Here is a 22,760-nt window from a genome sequence, read left to right on the forward strand (position 1 = left end):
GGTGACTGGGATTGTTTTCAAACAATTACCTAGAAACGATAGCCCAGTTTTAAACCATACGCCCAAAGACTATTATCAGTAAATTCGGCATCATAATTGCTCGTTCCAAAGTCAGAGGCAGATTGTGATTTGGCATCGCCTAACCAAAAGTATTTCACCCCAAAAGAAATGTCATAATTCGGTTGCGAATTAAACTTGAGCCCAGCACCAACATTCCAGTAACCATTCACAGGACCTTGGGTACTGACCAATTCCCCAGCGCCACTATCCCAACCCACTGACACATTACCGCCCCATTTTTGATTGAGCTTTCGCCCGACCCCAAGGTTTGCCGAAATTTGATCATCATAATACGACACCAATGTTGTGCCTTTTCCTGTTAAAATTTCTGTAGACTCATACAATTTTGGTGGACGTACTGGGTTTTTATTCCAATCGACCCAGCGCACATTAGCAAAGGCAACAGTTCCTTTGGCAATTCCAGTTTGCAAGTCGAGATTGACACTTTGTGGTGTGGTCAGCGTTGCAGAAGTGGTTTCTGTACCAAAGTCTATAATCACCCCAGCAGGTGACTCAATGGCTACAGATTCGGTCATATCATTGACTTTATGGTCGATTTCCGAGCGATAGGTCAGCGCAACTTGTAGTGCAATTTCAGGCACACTATAGGCAACACCAGCGAGCCAGCCGTAACCTGTTTCTTTCGGGGCTTTCATGTCATAGTTCATCCACTTGAAGCCTGCACCATGCGCATGCGATTCCGCCTCAAGGCTTTGCACCACCACGCCACCATAGAGGTTCCAGTTTTTGTTTGGTTGATAGCCGATAATGCTACTAAGACTTTCGGTTTTGACTTTTGAACCTGTATTGTCATCATTTAGGGTATAGGTTGGTAGGTCTTTGGTTGGATAACCTGCATCGGCACCAAAGGGATGCTCATAGATAAAACCAACTGAAACATGTTCGCTCGGCTGAAACTTGATTGCTGCGGACGGTGTAACATAAGTTTTGCCAATATCTCCTGTATCTGTTCCTGCGGCAGCGACAAGATCACCTTTATTAAAATCATCATTCATTTTTCCTGATAACCTTGGATCAAGAATGGCGATGCCTGCCTCAAAGTAATTCCCTGGTTGTAAAAATGGCAAGATCGATTGTCCCGTACGATCGAGTGCTGCTGCGTGAAGCTGTGCAGAACAAAGCATGACAGTTGGGACAATGGTGGAGATAACAGTTTTTTTCATATCAGGATTCCTTCCTAAAGTGTTTTGCCTAGAATGTTGTGACGGATTATTCACTGGAAATATTCGTGTTGTACTCGGTAATACAGAAGCCATTTTGCGTAAGGCTTAGGCATTAATGATTCACTTAAAAAATGACAGGCGAGGTTTATGCTCAACATTGTGCGACTTACAATGTATTGATGATGCAGAATCCTTTGCATGTATTTTATTAATGCAACTATAGTTGCATCAATTTTTAGTGTAAATATATCAGTCCAACTGATATTTAAGTCAGTTGTAACTAAGTGTAATGATTATTTGATTTGTGATTTTTTAAGTCTATTTCAGCTCAGGTGCGTGTCTGAATCTTTTCACTTCCTAATGAATGTTTAATTCTTAAGATGCTGTTGGATCGAGGCAATGATCCAGTTGGAAAACTCACTGGCGAGATGCCACTGATGACCACTGAGAATGGACGGCAAAATCATGAGCGGAAATTCGACTAATAATTTTGCACGAAAGCCTGTCCCTTCGTTACGGAACTGATGCCGTACACCGCCCAATGATAATCCGTTGTCAAGTACCGCCACGCCAGCAAGTTGTAAGTCATAGTTGGGATCAGCTTTTGAACGTAGACTAGACAAGTCCTCATAATTAATCAGGAAGCGGGCAGCGAATGGTGAGCCACCATTGGTTTCAACCACTTCTTGTCGTCCATCGACCGTAGAGATGATGTAATGGTCAGGTGTCCCCGCAAGCATAGATGGTTCGTCATTGATTTTTCCACAATTTTGAAACCATTCAACAAATTGCTCAGCAGAGCCTTGTTCCGAAAGAATCTCGATCACACAAAAGCGACGACGTCCCAAAGAAAGTTTACCTGTGACTTTACCCATGACATCAGAAAGTTTAATTTCTGTTGCCAGTAATTTTTTTAATCCATCGTGACCGAGTTCTTGCTTACGTTTCAGTAATTGCTGATGTAGTTCATCAAGTGTTTGATTTTCATATTTTATTCCAAGTTTTTTCGCAACTTGAATCGCACGCGCTGTTTCCCATGCAAGAATGTCTTGATTGGGAATTTCTGTGCCATTAATGAATACATGGAGATTCTGGCGGATGTTATGATGTTTTTGCATGTGTTGATACGCCTTTACAAATTTAACAAAAGCAACTATAGTTGCATTTAGTTGGGTTGTAAAGTCATCCTTTTCATTTTTATTAAACGAGCAAGTGAGCTTTGCATGGAAAATCCGCTTCCAAATACTGAAATTAAACGTCGCCCAGGCGGGCGAGCAGAGCAGATGGTGGCAAAAGTGCATCAAGTGACCTTTGAGCTATTGCAGACGAAGGGCTATGACGACATTGAAATCCCTGAGATTGCCAAATTGGCGGAGGTCAATAAGACATCGATTTATCGGCGTTGGTCGACCAAGCTCGAATTGGTGATGGATGTGGCACTTGCGCAGTTAAAAACGGATGTGCCACTGCCCGATACGGGTAATATTCACGATGATTTGTATCAACTCTTGGTCAGTATTGCCAAAACACTTGAGCAGCCTTTTGTGCAGAATCTGTTTAAAGCATGGCTTGGTTATAGTGATGACACGACCCAACACGCCAAGCAAAATTTCTGGAAAACACGCTTTTTATTGGCGGAACCGATGGTGCTTCGTGCGATTGAGCGTGGTGAGCTTACATCGACTACACAAGCTCGAGATTTTTTAGAGGTGGCTGTTGCGCCATTGTTTTATTACACCTTGGCATTAAATATTCCCAACACTGATGCGGATATACAAAAAGCAATGCAACGCACACTCATGATTTTTAGTAAAAAATAATCTCAATCTAGCTCGCTAAATTTTTAATCCATTGTCTTGGCAATGGATCGGGCTTTGTTGTGTCCAGAATTTACTCGCCACCGAAATATTGTACTGATTTGCTGTATCACACTTGGCTTGATGAGCCAACCAAGAGGATTTGAAGATGAATGTTCGTGCCATCATATTATTGATCACGTTGATGTGTGCAGGTGCGTTGGCATCAGGACAATTGTATTTGGTGTTGCCAATCGCCAATGAAACTGCACAATATTATGGGATAAGCACATCTTCGGCATCGTTGATCGGCACTGCTTTTGGGTTGGCGTATGCCTTTGGTTTTTTGCTCTGGGGCCCAATCTCAGATCGCTTCGGACGTTATCCATCCTTGTTGGTTGGACTGGCTTTAACTGCATCGACAACACTATGCGCAGGGCTCATGAAAGATTTCCAACTTCTATTATTACTGCGCATCCTGCAAGGCATCTGTGCTGCCAGTATTCCACCGATTGGATTGGCGCTACTAAGCGAAAGTTTATCTGAAAAATTTAAACCGATCGGGCTAGCGATGATGAGTTTTTCATTTATCGTGGCAGCACCGACTGCACAGTATTATGCCAAAGCAACTGGTTGGCATTTTTCGACCTTGTTGATCGCTGGCGGTGTGGTTTTTGCGCTGTGTTTTTTTAGCTTGATTAGCTTAGGTGCTAAGCATTTTAGCGGTACAAGTCATCATAAAAATAGTTTGATTGAAAGTTTTCATTTTCTTAAAAATGATCCCTTAATCATCACAGCTTGGCTGACATCAATTACTGTGTTGTTTGGCTTTGTGATTTTCCAAGCAGAAATGCACGGTACGCTGAATATTTACCATTGGCATGAAAGTCTGTTGAGTGCTTTTACGGTCTGTGGCATGTTGGCGAGCTTTGTTGCAGGCTCGTTGATTCAAAAATTTGGCGCAACAATGATGACTTGCATTGGCTTGTTGTGTTCAATTTTCGCCATGATGATTACCTTAATCGTTCCGCAAATGATTGGTTTGGCAATCGTTTTAATCGGCACGGGTACAGCACTGACTTTGTCGAGTATTATCTACATTGTTTCTAGTCGTGCTGATGATGCTAGTCGAGGAATGGCGATTGCGATTTATTCATTCATTGTATTTCTCGGCGCAAGCCTTGCACCGATTTACGTTGAAATGTTTTCTGTTGGTCTAACCGAATTATTTTCTATTCCATTGTTATTGATGCTGTTTTCTATCGTTTTGTTGATCATCGCCCAAAAAAAGACCCGATCAGACTCTGTTGTATAATCGGGAAATATGAGAGGGTAAATTGTAGTATGTGGTTACAGTTGATTCGGTTTAAACGAGTACAGCTTATTTACCGAGTAATTCACGCGCCACGATTTCTTTCATGATCTCGTTGGTGCCACCATAGATTTTCTGCACACGAGCATCTACGAACAATCTCGAAATCGGATATTCCTGCATATAGCCATAGCCACCAAAGAGTTGTAACAACTGATCCATGACTTCGCACTGTAAGTCGGTGATAAAGCATTTTAAGGCAGCGACTTGAGTGACCGTTAACTGATCTTTGCTATACAAATCAGCACATTGATCGACAAAGGCTTGCGCTGCTTGGGCTTTGATATAAGCATTGGCTAAAACAAAGCGGGTATTTTGCATTTGACTTAAAGTTTGTCCAAAGGCTTTACGCACCAAGACATATTCTTTGGTCAGCTCAATCGCACCCAAAATCGAGCCAAGTGCAGTCATGGAAATACACAAACGCTCACGAGGAAGTTCCTGCATGAGGTAAGTGAAGCCTCGTCCCTCTGCGCCAAGCAATGCATTTTTCGGGACTTTGACCTGATCGAAAAATAGCTCAGCAGTATCTTGGCTGTGCAAGCCGATTTTCTTTAGCGCACGACCTTTTTTCACGCCATCCAACTTGGCATCGACTAATAAAATGGAAATCCCTTTTGCCTTTGCTTGAGGGTCAGTCTTGGTCACTAACACGATCAGATCGGCATGGATACCATTAGAGATAAAGGTTTTTGAACCATCAACGATATAATGATCATCCTCAGCAATCGCTTGGGTACGAATCGCTTGAAGGTCAGAGCCTGCATTGGCTTCGGTCATCGCAATACAGGTCACGACTTCACCTGTTACCATTTTGGGCAACCAATATTGCTTTTGTTCTTCACTACCGATATTTTGGATATATGGCGAAACCAACTCACTTTGACCGCCGATCGCAATGGCAAGTGAACTAAAACCCGCATAGGCCGTTTCTTGCACCAACATCAACGAATATTCGATCGGTGCGCCATAACCACCATATTCTTCGGGCACATCGACGCACAAGAAGCCATTCTCACCGAGTTTGTACCACAGCTCACGTGGAATGATGCCATCTTCTTCCCATTGCTCAAAATAAGGCGCAACATGCTCTTTTAAGAAGCGTCGGTAATTGTCTCTAAAGAGTTCAAACTCGGTATCGTTTTGCATAATAAACCTTCGATAAGTCATTTCAAATCAGCGCATTGCTATAGAAATCACCTTGATCCATCTGAATAAAAAAAGAATGCGGTCGGATTGAATTACCGCATTCTAAAACTGCAAATCCTTAAGCAGAAATGAGGTAAAGATGTTAAAGAGGAAAGGCTCGACTACAACGCACCTCAGTTGCTATAAATGAGAATAATGTAAGTTTAACTTATATGCAAGGTTTTTTGTTCTGCTTTTTAAATGATAGTTTATAAGTCTATAGGGGGGAATTTTAATCTATAACAAAGTGAAAACTTGCTTTTACACAGCATTGTAGGGGGAGGCTTCAGACTGACTAACAAAAATCAAATATCTTATCTAATCGCAAAATAACTTTGTCATTTAAACTGTTGGAAATAATACTTGGAGAGCTCGAAATATAATGAAAGGTAATGCTGTGTAAGTTTACGAGAGGTATACTTTTTCAAAATATACCAGCTAATGACTGAAATTTGATTTAACTTTGTTTTGTAACTTGTTGTATTTATTGAAATAAATAACTCCGAAGATGCCGCTACTAGTCGTTACCCTTGAACCCTAAAGTTCAAGGTGGACATGACGTATCATTTTTCGGTTTTCTACTCAAGGTAGACATACACCCAAACCATACAGAACATATCCGTAAGTGATGATATCGGCTCAGGGGAATAGACCCGTTGGCAAACATCCCAGAGTTGAACTTATTATAACGCTTGATCAAAACAATGTACAAATGCCTTTGTTTAATTTGAGCGCAAATTCAGATGAAAAGACGAACAAATAGGACGAAATCCAGATCAACTGTTTAACCTTTAGCGGTTTGAATTTGTTCGATTTGTTGATCTAATTCTTCAATCACATCAGCCAGTACATTTTCGCATTGGCTGTATTGTTGTAACGATTTGTTTAGTTCAACCACATCTTGCATGAGTTGTAGTGCAACCATGACAGCCACTTTTTGATTGTCCATGCGTGGATTGGCGCTACGCATCGCTTTAAATTTTTGTTCAAGCAGATCACCAGCGCCACGCAAATCATCTTGTAGATCAGCAGGGCAACCCAACTTATAAACACTATCTAATAGCCAAATTTCTACTGCGGTATTTTCACTCATTGCTGGTACTGTCCTCAAGGTCGAGTTGTTCTGCATGTGGGTGGGCAAGCTGTTGGATTTCTTGGCTATGGCTGTCTTGTGCCGTACCTAAGATCGCCAAACGCTGAATAATGGCTTCCACTTTTTGTCGTGCCTGTTCATTTTTCTTATGGAGTTGATCACGCATTTGCCCGAGTTCTTTGAGCTGCAATTGCAAGCTGTCGTTTTGCACACCGAGGTTGTCATAGTCACTTTTCAGTTGGTTTTTCTGAGTGATTAAGGCTTCAAAGCGCTTACGCAGTTCATTACAACTACTTTCTAGGCGCTGATATTTATCGGACAAGGTTTGATGTTCTTGTTGCAATTGTTGATGACGATCTTTTCCTTGACGCAGTTCATCAACATGCGCTTGTTGCTGTTGTTCAGCTTGTTTTAATTGCGCCCGTGCATCATCCAACTGACGCTGTAAAGTTTGCGCCGTTTGTGCATGCTCATGCTGTTGATTGCTCAGTTTTTGTTGCAAACTTTGGGCGTGTCTGACCAAACTTTGTACTTGCTGCCGTAAATGCTGTAATTGTTCTAACATAGTGGTATCGCACAATGCCTATTTACCCGTTAATATATTAGCAGTATAGAGATTGGAAAGACGAATGCAAGACGATATTACAGGTTGGAATGACTGGAATGATGCTTTTAACGGCATCGAAGAGTTATCAAGTCCGAGTGAGTTACATGGTATCTTGACAGGTATTGTTTGTGTAACCCAAGCGCCGACATTGGAAGAGTGGCAAGCGATCTTGGATAGCTTGCAAGTGCCTGAATTATCTACAGAGGCTTTACAGCTTTTAACCGATGAAGCCGAGGATATTGCCGCATCTTTACATGATGATGAATTGGATTATTTGCCGATGTTGCCTGATGATCAACATACGTTGAATGAGCGTGTTGATGCGCTGGCGGATTGGTGTGCGGGTGTGGTACTCGGTTTTGGGCTGGCATCGGGTCATATTCGTAGTGATGAAGCCGAATGGATTGAGCATTTGCAAGATGTGGCATCGGTGGAATTTGAAGCAGATGATGACGATGAAGAGGGCGAGCTGAGTTATAACGAACTGTATGAGTTTGTCCGTTTAATTCCAGTGAGCTTGTCTACAGGGCGTAAAAAAGTCGATGTGGCAGAGACTGCGTTGCTCAAAGGCTCACACCTGAAAGCCTCTCAGAGTAAAACCTCGTCAAATGTGGTGGAAATGTTTACCCCGCATCGCCCAAGTTGAACTATAGTAAAGTCATAGAAAAATTCATCCTCCTCCTTGCGAAACTTTGTTTCTGACCTTTGAAAAGGGAGGGTGTCTTGATAATTGAAAAGGTATGTTATGTCTAGTCTCGATCAATCCGTTTTTGCCTCACGTCGTACCAAACTTGCTCAAGCGATGGGTGCCAATGCCATTGCCATTATCGCTACACGTGAGGAAATGTATCGCAATCGAGATGCAGATTATAAATACCGTCCAGACAGTAGTTTTTACTATTTGACAGGATTTGCTGAGCCTGAAGCAGTAGCGGTGCTGGAAACAGATGATCAAGGTGAGCTGTGTTACACCTTATTCTGCCGTGAGCGTAATCGTGCCTTAGAAATTTGGAATGGTTATCGTGCAGGGGTTGAGGGTGCATTGGCGCAATATGGTGCAGATCAAGCCTTTGTCATTGAAGACTTGGACGATGAAATTATTTCTCTACTTGCTGGCAAAGACAGACTCTTTGTTCGGTTTGGTCAGACTAAGAAGTTCGATGTACGTGTTGGTGAGTGGTGTCATGCGGTTCAACTCAAACAACGTCAAGGTGATCGAGCACCACAACATTTGATTCAACTTGATGGCTTACTCGATGAGATGCGTTTGATCAAATCCGCTGATGAACTGGCATTAATGCAAATGGCTGGGAAAATCAGTGCAGAAGCGCATACCCGTGCCATGCAAAAAGTCCGACCTGAGATGATGGAATATGCGCTGGAAGCCGAGCTGAATTACATCTTCGGACAATATAGTACTGTGCCTGCATACAATACCATCGTCGGCGGTGGTGCCAATGGTTGTATTTTGCATTATGTCGAAAATAATCAAGCGCTTAAATCAGGCGATTTAGTACTGATCGATGCGGGCTGTGAATATCAATATTATGCTGGCGATATTACCCGTACTTTCCCAGTCAATGGCAAATTTTCGGGTGAACAAAAAGCGCTATATGAAGTGGTGTTGACAGCGCAATTGGCTGCGATTGATGCGACACGTGTTGGTAATCATTACAAACTGCCGCATGAGCAAGTGACTCGTATATTGACAGAAGGTTTGCTTGATCTTGGCTTGCTCAAAGGTGAGCTGAATGAGCTGATCGAAAAAGAAGCCTACCATCAATTCTTTATGCATGGTACAGGGCATTGGCTGGGCATGGATGTGCATGATGTTGGGCAGTATAAAGTTGATGGTGAATGGCGTGCTTATCAAGAAGGTATGGTGGTCACGGTTGAGCCTGGACTCTATATTGCGCCTGACGATGAAACGGTCGATGAGAAATGGCGTGGCATCGGTATTCGTATCGAAGATGATGTAGTGCTGACTAACGATGCACCTTTGATACTCACTAAAGATGTGGTGAAATCGATTGAGGATATTGAGCACTTAATGGCAGAAAATTGCTCATCTTGACCGTTAATTTTTAGAAATTGCAGACGGCGCTCGGTTCATGTTTATGTAAACAGCGCCATAAAAAAAGCAGTCTAGCGCTGATGTTAGACTGCTGGATAAGCGATGGATGATTGCGCATCCGTGATAACTGTTTAATAAAAATAAAAAAATTCACGATTTGAGCTTGCTTGAGTAATTTATATCCGTTTCCGTAGCGGAATACAATATCCCAGAAGAAAAATAATCGTCAAATTTGTGATTAGGCAGTCACTTTTTGCCAATTATCCGCAAATTCTTGCTTTGCCATGCGATTTAAATGCACCAATACCACATTTTGCAGACGATCTAAGTCTTCGGCTTGCTCAGTATGTAATGTTGCGATCAATTGCGTTGCTTGAAATTCAAGTGTGGCATGCGCCGTCTCGCTAAATGGAATGGTAGAGACATTGTCTTGCTGAGTGATTTCCATCTTGTGGCGCCAGTGGTTGACTAATTTCTTGACAATAATTTCTGCATTATCAGTCTCAATGATCAGTTGGCTGGTGTGACTCATCGGGTATTCCTTGCTTGAGTGATGTTGTGGTCTGGTGAATCTAGGGAGAATATTCAAAAATAAAAAACCTCAAACCGAAGTTTGAGGTGATTGGAAATGATTTCGAATAAACGCTCGGTGTTCAGATAGTTTACTGCGATTTTTCCAGATATGGATTATCTAACGGTAATGTTTGGTTAATCTGCATATCAAAAATATCGGTCAGCATACTGTCAAAACGCTGTACGTTGTACTTCGCGATTTGCGTTGCCTCTTCGGCAGTGACAAAGTTTTGCGTCACGGCGTCATCTAAGTGCTCTTGGAATGTCAAACCTTGGAACTGACCTTTACTTTCAGCACGTTTGAACTTCTGCCATAACGGCTCGACTGCGAGCAACATTTGGAATGTGCTTTCCATACGACCATTGACATCTTCAGGATCGAGGCTGTAGTGCACATGTTGTTTCAGCAGATCACGGAAGCTGTTATCAGTCATGATCATTTCACCAAGTTTGCCTTTGAGCTGATCACTTGGCTTGGCAAATGGGCGACCAAATGGCATACAAATCATTTTCAATACGAATGCAGGCAAACGCATTGGGAAATTGTCAATCAATCCATAAAATGCCTCTTGCACTTGATACAAGCTCTTGTCCAAAGTCAATTGTGCATGCAGTTGATCGGCTTCGGTACGTTGACCATTTTCATAAAACTTCAAGATCGACGTCGCAATAAACAGATGCGAAATCATATCCGCCAAGCGACCAGACAGCATTTCCTTGCGCTTAATATCACCTGCGAGTAGACCTAAACACATATCAGCAGTGAATGCGAAATTGGCACTCAAGCGGTTGATCGACTGATAATAGCCTTCGGTAAAATCGTCCGCAGTGGTCGGGGTATCATGGCTACCACCCGTAAACGCATAGGCAAATGAACGTGCTACACGGTTGAAGGTATAGCCCAAATGACGATACAAAATCTTGTCAAACTCAGGCAGTGCGGTATCAGGATTTTCCGCTTGCAGTAGTTGTAGCTCATCGAAAAGATACGGATGGCTACGCATCGAACCCTGACCAAAGATCATCAATGAACGGCTCAAGATATTTGCACCTTCCACGGTGATCGATACGGGAATCGCTTGATATGCCAAACCGATAAAATTACGTGGTCCAAGCTGAATCGCTCGTCCTCCGACCACGTCCATGCCATGATTGACACTTTTACGCATGGTTTCAGTGGCATAGTATTTGGCAATCGCAGTCATCATGGCAGGCTTACCACCTTGATTTAGACCACAGGTCACCATATAGCGAAACGCTTCGAGCATATAGGCATCGCTAGCAATATCCGAAGTGGCTTCTTGAACCCCTTCAAAATGACCCACTGAGAGCTTGAATTGCTCACGAATCTTGGCAAATGCACCGACATTCAGGTACATCATTTCACCTGCGCCAGTAGACAGGGCAGGCAGAGAAATACCACGACCCACGCTTAAGCATTCCATCAGCATGCGCCAGCCTTTGCCCGCATTTTCCACACCACCGATGATATAGTCGAGTGGCACAAACACATCTTTGGCTTCGACTGTACCATTCATAAATGGTGAACCTGGATTATGTCGTGGCCCAACTTCAACACCTTCGTGCGATGATGGAATCAAAGCACAAGTAATGCCGTAGTCTTGCTTGTTGCTATCGCCAAGCAAGCCTTCTGGATCATAGAGCTTAAATGCCACGCCGATCACAGTTGCGATCGGTGCAAGGGTAATCCAGCGTTTAGAGAAATTCATTTTTAGACCAAGCACTTGCTGACCTTCAAACTCGCCCATGCAGACCACACCTGTATCAGGAATTGCGCCTGCATCCGAGCCTGCTTCTGGACTGGTCAAACCAAAGCATGGAATCTCAGTACCATTGGCTAGACCGGGGAGATAACGATCTTTCTGCGCTTGCGTCCCATAATGTAGTAATAACTCACCCGGTCCCAAAGAGTTTGGCACCATGCAGCTCACCGCAGCGGTGAGTGAGCGAGTTGAAATCTTACTCATGATGCGACTTTGCGCAAATGGCGTAAACTCTTTACCACCATATTCTTTGGGGATAATTAAGCCGAGGAAGCCTTTATCTTTGATGAATTGCCATGCTTCTGGGGGTAAATCTTTGTGATGATGGTGAATCTCCCATTCATCCAGCATGTTACACAATTCTTCGACTTCATGATCAATAAATGATTGTTCTTCGGTACTGAGCTGCGGAAATGGGTATTGTTCAAAAGTTTCCCAATTCGGCGCACCCATAAACAATTCTTTTTCCCACCAACTGGTACCTGCATCTAGTGCTTCACGCTCGGTGACACTCATCGACGGCATGGCATCGGCTAGGGTTTTATAGGCAGGTTTGGTGATCAGCGACATACGCAGTGGATCAATCACCACAATGATGCTGGCGATAATCAATGGCAAGCCAAGCAGGAGCGACCACGGTGTCCAAAATGCCAGCAGAATACTGGCGCCGATTACCATCAATGCGCCAACAGAACGGGAGAGTTGCCAAAAGAATACCGCCCAAAGGACAAAGAGCAGCATCAGAATATTCAAGATAAAAACCATACAAACGCCTCCAAAAGGAACCAATCATCAGGTCGAGCTGTATTGAAATCTTTGGGTCAAGCTGATGAAAGATTCAGTGTTTGAGAAAAGGGGCAACTGCTTTGCCAATTTATTTTTCTAAAGCGTGTGCTTGCATGGCAACCAAACGTTTTAAGGCTGGCAAATATTAAAAAATCACATGCTTTCATCAACACATGATACAACGCAGACAGCAATCAAAAATCAACTCGATAATCAATGTAATCACGTTGCTTATGCTGAGAAAACATACAGTGCCTTCATGATTTATAATTAAAGCAATCACAAAATATTTGTAAATGGTTGAAATGATGGCGTATTGTTTTTTTAAGTAAATATTATAATCGTTAAAAATGACGCATTCGACAATGCGCCATCGGATATGCTTTTAATGTGTGTAAGGCGTGGAATGGATTTACTTCAATTCACTCGATGATTTACCCAATTCACGGCGGGCAATGATCAGTTGCTGAATCTGCTGAGTCCCCTCGAAAATATCAAGAATCTTCGAGTCCCGTGCCCATTTTTCTAACAACTCATCTTCACCATAGCCCAGACTTGCAGCAAGTTCGACACACTTCAAAGTAATCTCATTACCAACACGTCCTGCTTTGGCTTTGGCAATGGACGCTTCTTTGGAGTTTGGCATTTTATTATCTGCCATCCAAGTCGCTTTGAGCGTCAGCAGGCGAGCAGACTCCCATTCGGCTTCCATTCGATAGATTTGTGCTGCCAAGTTTGAAGTTTGCAAATAGGGCGTGCTGTAGCTGTCATCGAGTTGATTTTTAAAGATTTGCTTAATGCGTTCCAATGATGCTTTGGCACAACCCACAGCCATTGCAGCCACCAGTGGACGTGTGTTGTCAAAGGTTTCCATGACACCAGCAAAGCCTTTGGAGACATCGACTTCTGCATTACCCAACAGATTCTTTGCCGGCACACGACAATTGTCGAAAATAATGGTCGCTGTATCAGAGGCCTTAATGCCCAGTTTGTGTTCCAAGCGTTCAACACGCATGCCTGCTGTGCCTTTTTCCACGACAAAAGATTTAATCGCAGCACGACCGACTTTACGATCTAGGGTTGCCCAAACTACGACACTATCGGCACGGTCGCCTGAAGTAACAAAGATTTTTTCACCATTCAAGATGTAATGATCGCCGTCTTTGCTTGCAGTGGTACGGATCGATGCTGAGTCCGAGCCACAGCTTGGCTCTGTGATCGCCATTGCCGCCCATGTATTTTTAAAGCGTTCCAGTTGTTCATCATTGGCAACCGCAGCGATTGCCGAGTTGCCTAAGCCTTGACGTGGCATAGACAGTAACAGACCTGTATCGCCATAGCACATTTCGATGATGCTGAGCGCAGTCGACATATTCGTCCCATTGCGATTGCCAAGATCCTTATGCGTCGCTTTTTGATTTTCGCCACGCTTGCCTGCGCCAGCTGCACCCGCATTCATGCCTTCGCCACCTTCATTCATACCATCAACTAAGGATGCAAGCATGTCGAGTTCTTTTGGATAGGCGTGCTCAGCCTTGTCATATTTGCGTGAAATTGGGCGCAGTACGTTGACTGCTACTTCATGCGCTTGGGTGACGAGCATGCGGAATTTTTTTGGATTTTGTAAATTCATGGTCTTTTATTCCTTAATCATTTTCATTATTCAGTTGAAATTAAGCATGTAGCCCAGACTGCATAATTGCCGTCGCCCTTAAATCACGATACCAACGCTCGACAGGATGCTCTTTGGTAAAGCCGTGACCACCTAAGATTTGTACACCATCCGTACCAATTTTCATGGATTTTTCAGCGCAAAGTAGGCGAGCGAGATAAGTTTCACGATGGAAGTCTTTGCCTGCTTCGGCAAGACTTGCAGCATTCCAAACCAACATGCGCATTGCATCAATCTCAATTGCCATATCGGCAATCATAAATGCCACACTTTGACGATGAGAAATCGGCTCACCAAACGCAGTACGTTCATTGGCATATTGGATACAGTAGGCTTTGACCGCTTCACAGGTGCCAACCGCCATGGCACACCACATCAGATGTCCAAAGTCTAAGAATGCTTGATAATCAAAATCCTCAGCGCTTAGACGACGAGCGGGGGTTTGATGAAAACGCAAAGTCACAGTTTCTGCTGCACGCAGTCCCATCGCAGGACTTGGGCGCATACTGATGCTGTCATCACGTTCCACGATAAACAGCTCAGGTTTGCCTTGATACATGGCATTGACCAGTAAAATATCGGCATATTCACCCATGACCACCATGGTCTTTTCACCACTGATTTGGAAATCTTGATCTAAGGCTTCCGCTTGTGTGGTGAGTTCAAAAGGGTTAAATGCAGGCGTATTTTCTTGACTGGCAATGGTTGCACGAATATCGGTCTGTTCAGCGAAATCCGCCAAATATTGACTTTGAATATCAGGATTGCCCCAACGGGTAATGGCATTAATCACACTAAATGTACTGAGTAATCCTGCCGCTAAGCTAAAGTCACCCCGTGCCAAATCTTCAGCGATCAAGACATTACTCACCGCACTTTGTTCGGTCGCAACACCGCCATATTGCTCAGGAAGTGCGTAAAAATTCAGTGCTAGCTCATCGGCTTGTTCCAGTAAATCTTTGGGGAAAATGCTTTGATGATCCGCTTGCATTGCACTTGGGTAAATTGCATTGCTGGCAAAGCGTTGGACTGCCTCACGGAGCATGCTTTGTTCTGCGGTGAGGCTCAGATCAAATAGGTTTTTACTTTGAGATTGCAGGCGTTGTTGCGGTTGCTTGCTGTGAGGTTTTAGAAATTTTTGGGTTTTTGATAGCGTACTAAAACTGGTACGTGATCCATGATAAAACGAGCGCTCAAGGAATTTTCGCAGTTTCAATTGATCAAGTGCATCACTTGAGGCGAGCTTGGTCATTAAAGATAAGCCAATACTTTGTGCCTTATCTAAAACACCTTTATTGCGCAACTGATTTGTTGTTTTATTCATCATGGTTCCTGAGATGATTTATTACACATTTCTATATATTGGCATAGATCAATAAAAAAACTATCGCAGGGCTGACAAATTTGAGTTGGATAAAATGTCTGGAATGAGGTTGATATAAAACATTTTATTGTATTGAAATTTAATAATTATTTTTAAATTATGGTTTTATTTTTATAATTGAAATTGACTTTTTTGACATTTGAAATTGCCCAGCTATAAGATTTCAATACACCATTTTGGATGGATATTTTCAAAATCTGTGCGCAAGTTTTCAGCTAAATAACTGGCAGAATCTAAAACATATGGTTTGCCTTCAATACGTTTAAACACCACCCAATGCCAAAAGTATTTGCCATTTTCCTCATGATACTTTGTTGCCAATAAAGCAAGGTCGGCGAAGATTCAATAAGGTTTTGGCGAAGTCATCAATGCCCGTTCATCACACCATTAAACAAATGGCGTGATCATACGACGGACATTGGTTTTGGCATCAATGACGGTCATAAAGGTATATGCACCAATGAACTTACGGCTAATAAACATAAACTCTTTTGGCGGCACAGAGAAGTAGCGTGATGCCATCGACTTACTGGCACGTTGAATCACCCGATTGTGCAATTGGCTGCGTTTCCAGTCGTAGCGGTGCTCTGCATCCATCAAGCCCTCAGGCATATCAGGATTATTCGCAGGCTCACTAAAGGCTTCGGTCGCCAATAAAAACACTTCCGCCATATCAGGTTTAATGGATTCTGGGATTGAATCGAAGAAGGTATAGCCCGACATGGATTTGATCATTTCGGATTTATCATGCTGATAACCAGCAATGATCAGATTACGTGCGACATTCAGCAAATGTTCATCAAACTGACGAATCGCACCGAAGTCGAGGAGCACGATTTTATCTTTAATCTCTTGACCATTACCAAGACGCACTAGATAGTTACCAAAGTTAGGATCGGTCTGCATTTCGCCCCATTCAAACAACTCACGTACAGCAATCTCAAGAGATGCTTCACCGAGCGCATTACGGCGAGCTTGTGGCAAGGACAACATCACAGGGCTATTAATCGGTACGCCACGTTCAAAGGTCATACATAAGATACGATCGGTACAATATTGATCAATGATTTTTGGGACGACATAGCGGTCATCATTTTTTAGACGATCGTGGAAGCGTTGTGTGGTCGCAGCTTCCATATGATAGTCCACCTCACGGTGCATCATGCTACGCACTTCTTCGTACCATTCATCAAACTCACGAGTTTGAGGCACCATTCGTGTTAGACGAAGCATACTACGAAACAAACTCATGTCCGAGTCAATCGCTTCGGCAACGCCTGGATATTGGATTTTTAACACGAGTTCTAAACCATCAGACTTACGCACGGCACGGTGTACTTGTGCAAGCGATGCCGTACCCAGCGGTTCATGATCAATGGTCAGATCATCAAGTTTTGAGCCGAGTTCTTGTTGTAGATGTTTGTGGATGGCATGCCAAGACAGGGCAACGGTTTTATCATTTAAAGTATTTAATGCTTGGGTGATTTCCGCAGGGAGAAAATGCTCGCCATACAGCGCCATCATTTGCCCGATTTTGACCACTGAGCCTTTGAGTTTGCCGATTTCTGCGACGAGATAATTCGCCTGTTCGGTCATGGCTTGTTTGCGTTTTTTTTCTTTATCTTGCTCATTCGAAAACATACTGCTGGCATTGGCAGTTGCCCAGCGCGTACCTGCAAGAAACGATGCTTTTGCAATAGAGAAACGACGATCAAAAGCAGAAGTTTTGAGATTGTCCAACTTGTCATTTTTATCTGACATAAAAGCAAAATCCTGAAAATTGAAAAACATACGCAAGCTATTGTACAGTAAAGTCTAGCGGGAAACGTATAAAAAACATTACATCCTTGCAAATATTAATGACGATCGATTTTCCTTCTAAAAAGAACACTTTGGCTTGTTGATATGGCTTAATATCGCTCGGTATTTCACAGCGTGTTTAACAAATGGAGTTCTTGCTGTAGATTGCATTTGGCTTGCGCTTCCAAGCGATCATAAAAATAATCCGTTTTATAAATTCGCTGCATCTCTAAAAAATGCTGTACAACTTTTTTGCGTCCTGCGCTGTAAATTTTTTCTGGGTAGATGGCATATTCTTGGCGAATTTGCGCTGTATATTGACTGTATACGTCCCAAGCTTGCCCTAAGATTGATAAATCTGCATCAAGGAAGTAATTGGTATCTTGATTGGTTGAGCGCTGATGCGATTTTGTGGCTAAAATGTGTGACCTACATAATTGAATGATTTCGTTGGAAATCTTAAGTTGTGTCATGCGCTGGGTTGCAAGTTCGGCACTTTTTTCTTCATTATCTGATCTGTTCACATCATAAATCATGTCGTGATAATACAGACAAAATAGGATGCTATCCCAACAGGCAATATTACTTTCAACTGCATTCAAATGTGTAAGCAGTGCTTCGAGGTGTAGCAATGTATGATAATGCCGTCCTTGTTCAGCATAATGCGTTTCGATTTCTGCCCACAATTGATTTTTCAATACTTCATCGGTTGTATAGCGATCGAGCAAGGACAAGAATGTGATTTTAAGCATTTTAATTTTTCAAAGGCTAACTCGAGTTCAGTCTATACCGATATTTCTTTTGTATTGTGAAAATTCTAGTCTTTGTAAATGGACGGTGATGTAAAATCTCAACACAAAGCTCATTATTCTAAGGACTGTACGCTGATGGAAAATACAATACAAGACATCGAAATGGCGCTGGTCACAGCTTTGCGCCTGACATTACAAGATTTATATCAAGACTATCCCGCAGAAGATTTTTATTATTTTGTGCTCAGTACTACTGGCGAAGGTTTGTGCCCATCACATGCCATCTGGAGCGAACGTCTTCTCGATCAAGAGGCACAAAGACAAGCCCCAGAGTGTGGTTGTGATGTGGAAAGCATGAAAGCGATGTTACGATTTTCTGCTGCGGATTCACCGCTATTCGAGCGTTACCAGCATCATTTTCAAGCCGTCAACCAATTGTTCCTATCCAGACCGTGCATTGATGATCTCAGTGAAAATGAATGGCAAACGGAATTTGATCTGCGTATCAATACCATGCTGAACGCCTTGAAGACCGTCGATGAAGCGCAAGGCTTTGGCGTAGGTGAACAGCGAGCACGCTGGTTTATCAATGTTGAAGTGATTCCGCCAGATGAAAGTAATCTATCACGTGCGATACAACTCAATCGCAAAGAGAAAGTAGAGGCGTGGTTAGACCTTGGCGGTGAATAGCAAAACATCCTTAAATCCAGTAGAATACATCGTCAAATTTTTAGCGATTTTTCCATATTGGGAAATTTCGATTTTTGGAGTAGTGCGTGGATCAATTCCTTCCAGATGATGTAAATCAGTCTTCAGACGATATGCTTGATGAGCAAAGCAATGATGACACTGCAATGCAAGTCAGCAGTGAGGTGCTACAAGAAGCATTAGAAAACTTATCAACCATTCGTGATTTTATCCGTTTTGGCGTGACGATTTTACGTCAGTACGATGCACATCTGGGGCAAGGCACAGAAGACTTTTTTGCAGAAAGCTCAGCATTAGTGATGCAAACTTTATCTTTAGACTGGTCTGCTGATGCGGAAATTTTAGATGCAAAATTGCTTCCATCTGAGAAACAAGCGGTTTTAGATTTGCTCGAAGTCCGTGTCAATCAACGTATTCCAACATCATATTTGCTCAACCTTGCTTATTTTGCAGGCAAGCCGTTTTATGTCGATGATCGTGTATTGATTCCACGTTCACCAATTGCCGAATTGATCGCCGATCGTTTTGCGCCATTTTTCCTAGATGAACATGGTCAGATGCAAACCGATCAACACAGTCTGCCAACTGCGACTCAGCCGACTGCATTAAAAACGCCTGAGCGTATTTTGGATCTCTGTACAGGTTCGGGCTGTATCGCCATTGCGTTGGCATATGCTTATCCTGATGCGGCGGTCGATGCCACAGATATTTCCAAAGATGCTTTGGAAGTCGCTGCGATTAACGTCGAACATCATAATATGCAATATCAAGTAGCACTGCTTGAGTCAGATTTGTTCGATCGTGTCCCTGCGGAAAATCAATATGATTTGATCGTGTCCAATCCGCCGTATGTCGATGCCGAAGATATGGCGGACTTGCCTGCGGAGTTTCATCATGAGCCTGAATTAGCATTGGCAGCAGGGCAAGATGGTTTGGACTTAGTGCGTAAGATGCTTGCTGTAGCGGCAGATTATCTCAGTGAAAATGGTTTACTCATCATCGAAGTGGGCAATAGCGAGTGGGCGCTTAAGCAGAATTTTAATAAAATCGACTTCCACTGGCTGACGTTCCAAAATGGTGGTTCAGGCATTTTTGCCTTAACAGCACAACAATGTCGTGAATATCAGGCAATCTTTCAACAGTCTATTGAATAACATAGGAGTAATTGCGCATGGCAGGTAATAGTATTGGTCAATTATTCCGTGTGACAACGTGCGGTGAGTCGCATGGTGTGGGCTTGATGGCGATCGTCGATGGTGTACCGCCAAATTTGCCACTGACGGAAAGTGATCTGCAAGCGGATTTGGATCGTCGTAAACCGGGCACGTCAAAATTTGCGACGCAGCGTAAAGAACCTGATCAAGTGGAAATCATTTCTGGGGTATTTGAAGGGAAAACCACAGGTACACCAATTGGCTTATTGATTCGTAATACTGACCAAAAATCAAAAGATTACGGCAATATCGCTGAAACCTTCCGACCAGGTCATGCTGATTATACCTATACGCAAAAGTATGGCTTCCGTGACTATCGTGGTGGCGGTCGCTCAAGCGCCCGTGAAACTGCAATGCGTGTTGCCGCAGGCGCAATTGCCAAGAAATATTTGGCGGAAAAATTCGGCGTATTGATTCGTGGTCATGTCACACAGATTGGCACGGAAACGGCTGAAAAGTTGGATTGGAATGAAGTACCAAATAATCCATTTTTCTGTGGTGATGTTGATGCTGTGCCACGCTTTGAGGCATTGGTCACTTCACTGCGTGAACAAGGCACAAGCTGTGGTGCAAAACTGGAAATTCTCGCTGAAAATGTGCCAGTCGGTTGGGGTGAGCCTGTATTTGATCGCTTAGATGCCGATATTGCACACGCCATGATGAGCATCAATGCGGTCAAAGGCGTAGAAATTGGCGATGGTTTTGCTGTTGCAGGACAGTTTGGACATCAGTCACGTGATGAACTGACACCTGATGGTTTTTCTGCCAATCACGCAGGTGGAATTTTAGGCGGGATTTCCAGTGGTCAGGCGATCCGAGTAGCGATTGCACTCAAACCAACCGCAAGTATTACCACCGCAGGTAAAACCATTAATTTGCATGGTGAAGCGACGGATGTGATTACCAAGGGTCGTCATGATCCATGCGTTGGTGTACGTGCCACGCCGATTGCTGAGGCGATGTTGGCGATCGTGCTGATGGATCATTTCTTACGCAATCGTGCGCAAAATGCCGATGTGGTTGCGCCACTGACACCGATTGAACCGAAATGATGCATGACGGTTAGCTAAGCGCTGAATCTACAGTCAAGTAAAAGTCCCCAACATGACTTGGGGCTTTTTCATTTCAGACGTATACTGGCAAACTTTTCAAAATGTTGCGCAGTTTAGATATTGTTTTTTAAAATTTGATTTAAATTTGCGCAAAATTTAAATCGATTTCAATCGAGTGGTATGAGCTTTGCTTGTTCCGTTCATTGCATTTTGCTCTACAGGGGAAGCCCATGGCATCGAATTCCAACAATGGTAATGGTCTACTGGATCGACTATTCCATATCAAACAGCTCAATACCAGTGTGCGCACTGAGGTTTTGGCTGGTTTTACTACATTTTTGGCGATGTGCTATATCATCATCGTCAACCCAAGCATTCTTGCAATGACAGGCATGGATCAAGGCGCTGTCTTTGTGGCAACCTGTTTGGCAGCGGCATTAGGCTGTATGGTGATGGGGCTGGTTGCAAACTATCCGATCGCACTTGCACCGGGTATGGGCTTAAACACATATTTTACCTTTTCCGTGTGTATGGGCATGGGCGTACCGTGGCAAACTGCACTCGCTGCGGTGTTTGTATCGGGTCTGGTGTTCCTATTCGTGAGCTTATTTAAGTTCCGTGAAGCGATGATCAATGCCATTCCAATGTCATTAAAACTGGCGATTGCAGGCGGGATTGGCTTGTTTTTGGCACTGATTGCGTTGAAATCATCAGGTGTCATCATTGCCAATGAGCCGACTTTAATCAAAATGGGCGATCTCTCTTCGGCTTCTGTATTGTTCGCTGCATTAGGCTTTTTATTGATCGTGGTGATGCATCATTTCAAGATTCGTGGTGCGATCATTATCAGTATTTTGGCGATCACTATTTTGTCTACTTTGACAGGACATAATGAGTTTAAAGGCGTCTTTGGCGAGATTCCATCGCTTGCGCCGACTTTGATGCAAATGGATTTTGAAGGCTTATTTACAGCCTCGATGATCGGTGTAATTTTCGTATTTTTCTTGGTCGATTTGTTTGACAGTACAGGCACATTGGTCGGTGTGTCACAGCGTGCAGGACTGTTGGTTGATGGTAAATTACCACGTTTAAAACGTGCCTTGATGGCGGATTCATCAGCGATTATTGCCGGTGCGGCATTGGGGACATCATCAACCACGCCGTATATTGAATCAGCTTCTGGTGTGGCGGCAGGTGGTCGTACTGGCTTGACTGCGGTGGTCGTGGCGATCTTATTTTTGCTGGCGTTGTTCTTGTTTCCACTGGCGCAAAGTGTACCTGCTTATGCGACTGCGCCTGCACTACTTTATGTTGGTGTATTAATGGTACACGGCATTACCGGCATTGACTGGGATGACATTACCGAAGCGGTACCTGCATTTTTGACTATGACCTTTATGCCGTTTACTTACTCGATTGCTGACGGTATTGCCATCGGTTTTATCAGTTATGCAGTGGTCAAATTACTGACAGGTCAAGCCAAAGCTGTGCCATATATGGTATGGATTATCGCCATCGTCTGGGCGATCAAATTTGCAGTATTTGGTGGCTGATCTTGGTTGCTAAGTCTAGTTGTTAAGTCTAGTTGCTGGGTTTGAATTAAGTCACTGCTGATTTTATTCAACGATGCAAAATGGTGTAGGTTATAATCAGCCTGCACC

The 22,760-nt window shown here is 43.3% G+C and carries 19 protein-coding genes and 1 other RNA gene; 8 read left to right on the plus strand and 12 right to left on the minus strand.

Annotated features, from left to right (window positions below):
- Nucleotides 1–29: 29 nt before the first annotated feature.
- Entirely contained in the window at nt 30–1,244 is a 1,215-nt protein-coding gene (locus BLQ60_RS00985; protein ID WP_092614705.1) for an OmpP1/FadL family transporter, read from the minus strand.
- A 368-nt stretch (nt 1,245–1,612) separates the two neighbouring features.
- Nucleotides 1,613–2,362 carry a hypothetical protein gene (locus tag BLQ60_RS00990; protein ID WP_244515926.1) on the minus strand — a complete coding sequence of 250 codons (750 nt, stop codon included), beginning with the start codon at nt 2,360–2,362 and terminating at the stop codon, nt 1,613–1,615.
- Nucleotides 2,363–2,467: 105 nt separating this feature from the next.
- On the opposite strand from BLQ60_RS00990, the gene BLQ60_RS00995 reads away from it, so the two are divergent.
- Together BLQ60_RS00995 and BLQ60_RS01000 are read left to right on the plus strand one after the other, a co-directional pair.
- Entirely contained in the window at nt 2,468–3,064 is a 597-nt protein-coding gene (locus BLQ60_RS00995; protein ID WP_092614708.1) for a TetR/AcrR family transcriptional regulator, read from the plus strand.
- Between the two features lie 145 nt (nt 3,065–3,209).
- A complete protein-coding gene (locus BLQ60_RS01000) occupies nt 3,210–4,355 on the plus strand; it encodes an MFS transporter (protein ID WP_092614712.1) in 1,146 nt (381 codons plus the stop codon).
- Between the two features lie 66 nt (nt 4,356–4,421).
- On the opposite strand, the gene BLQ60_RS01005 is transcribed toward BLQ60_RS01000, so the two are convergent.
- From BLQ60_RS01005 to BLQ60_RS01020, 4 genes are all read right to left on the minus strand, one after another.
- Complete coding sequence (locus BLQ60_RS01005) at nt 4,422–5,561, minus strand: acyl-CoA dehydrogenase family protein (RefSeq protein ID WP_092614715.1); 1,140 nt, start codon at nt 5,559–5,561, stop codon at nt 4,422–4,424.
- Between the two features lie 534 nt (nt 5,562–6,095).
- Nucleotides 6,096–6,278: non-coding RNA, 6S RNA (gene ssrS / locus BLQ60_RS01010), on the minus strand.
- A 106-nt stretch (nt 6,279–6,384) separates the two neighbouring features.
- Nucleotides 6,385–6,693, minus strand: coding sequence for a cell division protein ZapA (locus BLQ60_RS01015; RefSeq protein WP_171259021.1), 309 nt, complete (start codon nt 6,691–6,693; stop codon nt 6,385–6,387).
- Entirely contained in the window at nt 6,686–7,258 is a 573-nt protein-coding gene (locus BLQ60_RS01020; protein WP_092614721.1) for a hypothetical protein, read from the minus strand. The genes BLQ60_RS01015 and BLQ60_RS01020 overlap by 8 nt, the downstream gene beginning before the upstream one ends.
- A gap of 64 nt (nt 7,259–7,322) precedes the next feature.
- On the opposite strand from BLQ60_RS01020, the gene BLQ60_RS01025 reads away from it, so the two are divergent.
- The gene (locus BLQ60_RS01025) at nt 7,323–7,946 is read left to right on the plus strand and encodes a UPF0149 family protein (RefSeq protein WP_092614724.1); all 624 of its coding nucleotides are present in this window, start codon (nt 7,323–7,325) and stop codon (nt 7,944–7,946) included.
- Between the two features lie 99 nt (nt 7,947–8,045).
- Nucleotides 8,046–9,374: a Xaa-Pro aminopeptidase gene (gene pepP / locus BLQ60_RS01030; protein ID WP_092614727.1), complete on the plus strand. Its 1,329-nt coding sequence runs from the start codon at nt 8,046–8,048 to the stop codon at nt 9,372–9,374.
- 238 nt (nt 9,375–9,612) lie between these two features.
- On the opposite strand, the gene BLQ60_RS01035 is transcribed toward pepP, so the two are convergent.
- The 6 genes from BLQ60_RS01035 to BLQ60_RS01065 all read right to left on the minus strand — a co-directional run bounded on the left by BLQ60_RS01035 (nt 9,613) and on the right by BLQ60_RS01065 (nt 18,125).
- On the minus strand, nt 9,613–9,906 hold the full coding sequence (locus BLQ60_RS01035) for a DUF2218 domain-containing protein (RefSeq protein ID WP_092614730.1): 294 nt from the start codon (nt 9,904–9,906) through the stop codon (nt 9,613–9,615).
- Between the two features lie 130 nt (nt 9,907–10,036).
- The gene (locus BLQ60_RS01040) at nt 10,037–12,496 is read right to left on the minus strand and encodes an acyl-CoA dehydrogenase (protein WP_092614733.1); all 2,460 of its coding nucleotides are present in this window, start codon (nt 12,494–12,496) and stop codon (nt 10,037–10,039) included.
- A 433-nt stretch (nt 12,497–12,929) separates the two neighbouring features.
- On the minus strand, nt 12,930–14,150 hold the full coding sequence (locus BLQ60_RS01045) for an acyl-CoA dehydrogenase family protein (RefSeq protein ID WP_092614736.1): 1,221 nt from the start codon (nt 14,148–14,150) through the stop codon (nt 12,930–12,932).
- A 40-nt stretch (nt 14,151–14,190) separates the two neighbouring features.
- Nucleotides 14,191–15,513, minus strand: a complete 1,323-nt coding sequence (locus BLQ60_RS01050) for an acyl-CoA dehydrogenase family protein (protein ID WP_092614739.1) — start codon at nt 15,511–15,513, stop codon at nt 14,191–14,193.
- 447 nt (nt 15,514–15,960) lie between these two features.
- Nucleotides 15,961–17,334, minus strand: coding sequence for an ABC1 kinase family protein (locus tag BLQ60_RS01060; RefSeq protein WP_092615952.1), 1,374 nt, complete (start codon nt 17,332–17,334; stop codon nt 15,961–15,963).
- 167 nt (nt 17,335–17,501) lie between these two features.
- Nucleotides 17,502–18,125, minus strand: coding sequence for an HD domain-containing protein (locus tag BLQ60_RS01065; RefSeq protein ID WP_092614742.1), 624 nt, complete (start codon nt 18,123–18,125; stop codon nt 17,502–17,504).
- Nucleotides 18,126–18,260: 135 nt separating this feature from the next.
- On the opposite strand from BLQ60_RS01065, the gene BLQ60_RS01070 reads away from it, so the two are divergent.
- From BLQ60_RS01070 to BLQ60_RS01085, 4 genes are all read left to right on the plus strand, one after another.
- Entirely contained in the window at nt 18,261–18,815 is a 555-nt protein-coding gene (locus BLQ60_RS01070) for a DUF4303 domain-containing protein (protein ID WP_171259022.1), read from the plus strand.
- A 164-nt stretch (nt 18,816–18,979) separates the two neighbouring features.
- On the plus strand, nt 18,980–19,987 hold the full coding sequence (gene prmB / locus BLQ60_RS01075) for a 50S ribosomal protein L3 N(5)-glutamine methyltransferase (RefSeq protein WP_092615956.1): 1,008 nt from the start codon (nt 18,980–18,982) through the stop codon (nt 19,985–19,987).
- 17 nt (nt 19,988–20,004) lie between these two features.
- The gene (gene aroC / locus BLQ60_RS01080; protein WP_092614748.1) at nt 20,005–21,099 is read left to right on the plus strand and encodes a chorismate synthase; all 1,095 of its coding nucleotides are present in this window, start codon (nt 20,005–20,007) and stop codon (nt 21,097–21,099) included.
- Nucleotides 21,100–21,329: 230 nt separating this feature from the next.
- Nucleotides 21,330–22,652, plus strand: coding sequence for an NCS2 family permease (locus BLQ60_RS01085; RefSeq protein ID WP_092614751.1), 1,323 nt, complete (start codon nt 21,330–21,332; stop codon nt 22,650–22,652).
- The last annotated feature ends 108 nt before the right edge of the window (nt 22,653–22,760 follow it).

It is taken from the genome of Acinetobacter marinus (assembly GCF_900096915.1).
Classification (GTDB): Bacteria; Pseudomonadota; Gammaproteobacteria; order Pseudomonadales; family Moraxellaceae; genus Acinetobacter; species Acinetobacter marinus.

Excerpts from the sequence above, each read along its gene's own strand:
- BLQ60_RS01015 (WP_171259021.1), bottom strand. The coding sequence starts at position 6,693 with ATGAGTGAAAATACCGCAGTAGAAATTTGGCTATTAGATAGTGTTTAT.
- BLQ60_RS01040 (WP_092614733.1), bottom strand. The coding sequence starts at position 12,496 with ATGGTTTTTATCTTGAATATTCTGATGCTGCTCTTTGTCCTTTGGGCG.
- prmB (WP_092615956.1), top strand. The coding sequence starts at position 18,980 with ATGCAAGTCAGCAGTGAGGTGCTACAAGAAGCATTAGAAAACTTATCA.
- BLQ60_RS01020 (WP_092614721.1), bottom strand. The coding sequence starts at position 7,258 with ATGTTAGAACAATTACAGCATTTACGGCAGCAAGTACAAAGTTTGGTC.
- BLQ60_RS01005 (WP_092614715.1), bottom strand. The coding sequence starts at position 5,561 with ATGCAAAACGATACCGAGTTTGAACTCTTTAGAGACAATTACCGACGC.
- BLQ60_RS01060 (WP_092615952.1), bottom strand. The coding sequence starts at position 17,334 with ATGTCAGATAAAAATGACAAGTTGGACAATCTCAAAACTTCTGCTTTT.
- BLQ60_RS00995 (WP_092614708.1), top strand. The coding sequence starts at position 2,468 with ATGGAAAATCCGCTTCCAAATACTGAAATTAAACGTCGCCCAGGCGGG.
- BLQ60_RS01085 (WP_092614751.1), top strand. The coding sequence starts at position 21,330 with ATGGCATCGAATTCCAACAATGGTAATGGTCTACTGGATCGACTATTC.
- BLQ60_RS01065 (WP_092614742.1), bottom strand. The coding sequence starts at position 18,125 with ATGCTTAAAATCACATTCTTGTCCTTGCTCGATCGCTATACAACCGAT.
- aroC (WP_092614748.1), top strand. The coding sequence starts at position 20,005 with ATGGCAGGTAATAGTATTGGTCAATTATTCCGTGTGACAACGTGCGGT.
- BLQ60_RS01050 (WP_092614739.1), bottom strand. The coding sequence starts at position 15,513 with ATGAATAAAACAACAAATCAGTTGCGCAATAAAGGTGTTTTAGATAAG.
- pepP (WP_092614727.1), top strand. The coding sequence starts at position 8,046 with ATGTCTAGTCTCGATCAATCCGTTTTTGCCTCACGTCGTACCAAACTT.
- BLQ60_RS00990 (WP_244515926.1), bottom strand. The coding sequence starts at position 2,362 with ATGCAAAAACATCATAACATCCGCCAGAATCTCCATGTATTCATTAAT.
- BLQ60_RS01035 (WP_092614730.1), bottom strand. The coding sequence starts at position 9,906 with ATGAGTCACACCAGCCAACTGATCATTGAGACTGATAATGCAGAAATT.
- BLQ60_RS01000 (WP_092614712.1), top strand. The coding sequence starts at position 3,210 with ATGAATGTTCGTGCCATCATATTATTGATCACGTTGATGTGTGCAGGT.
- BLQ60_RS01025 (WP_092614724.1), top strand. The coding sequence starts at position 7,323 with ATGCAAGACGATATTACAGGTTGGAATGACTGGAATGATGCTTTTAAC.
- BLQ60_RS00985 (WP_092614705.1), bottom strand. The coding sequence starts at position 1,244 with ATGAAAAAAACTGTTATCTCCACCATTGTCCCAACTGTCATGCTTTGT.
- BLQ60_RS01045 (WP_092614736.1), bottom strand. The coding sequence starts at position 14,150 with ATGAATTTACAAAATCCAAAAAAATTCCGCATGCTCGTCACCCAAGCG.
- BLQ60_RS01070 (WP_171259022.1), top strand. The coding sequence starts at position 18,261 with ATGGAAAATACAATACAAGACATCGAAATGGCGCTGGTCACAGCTTTG.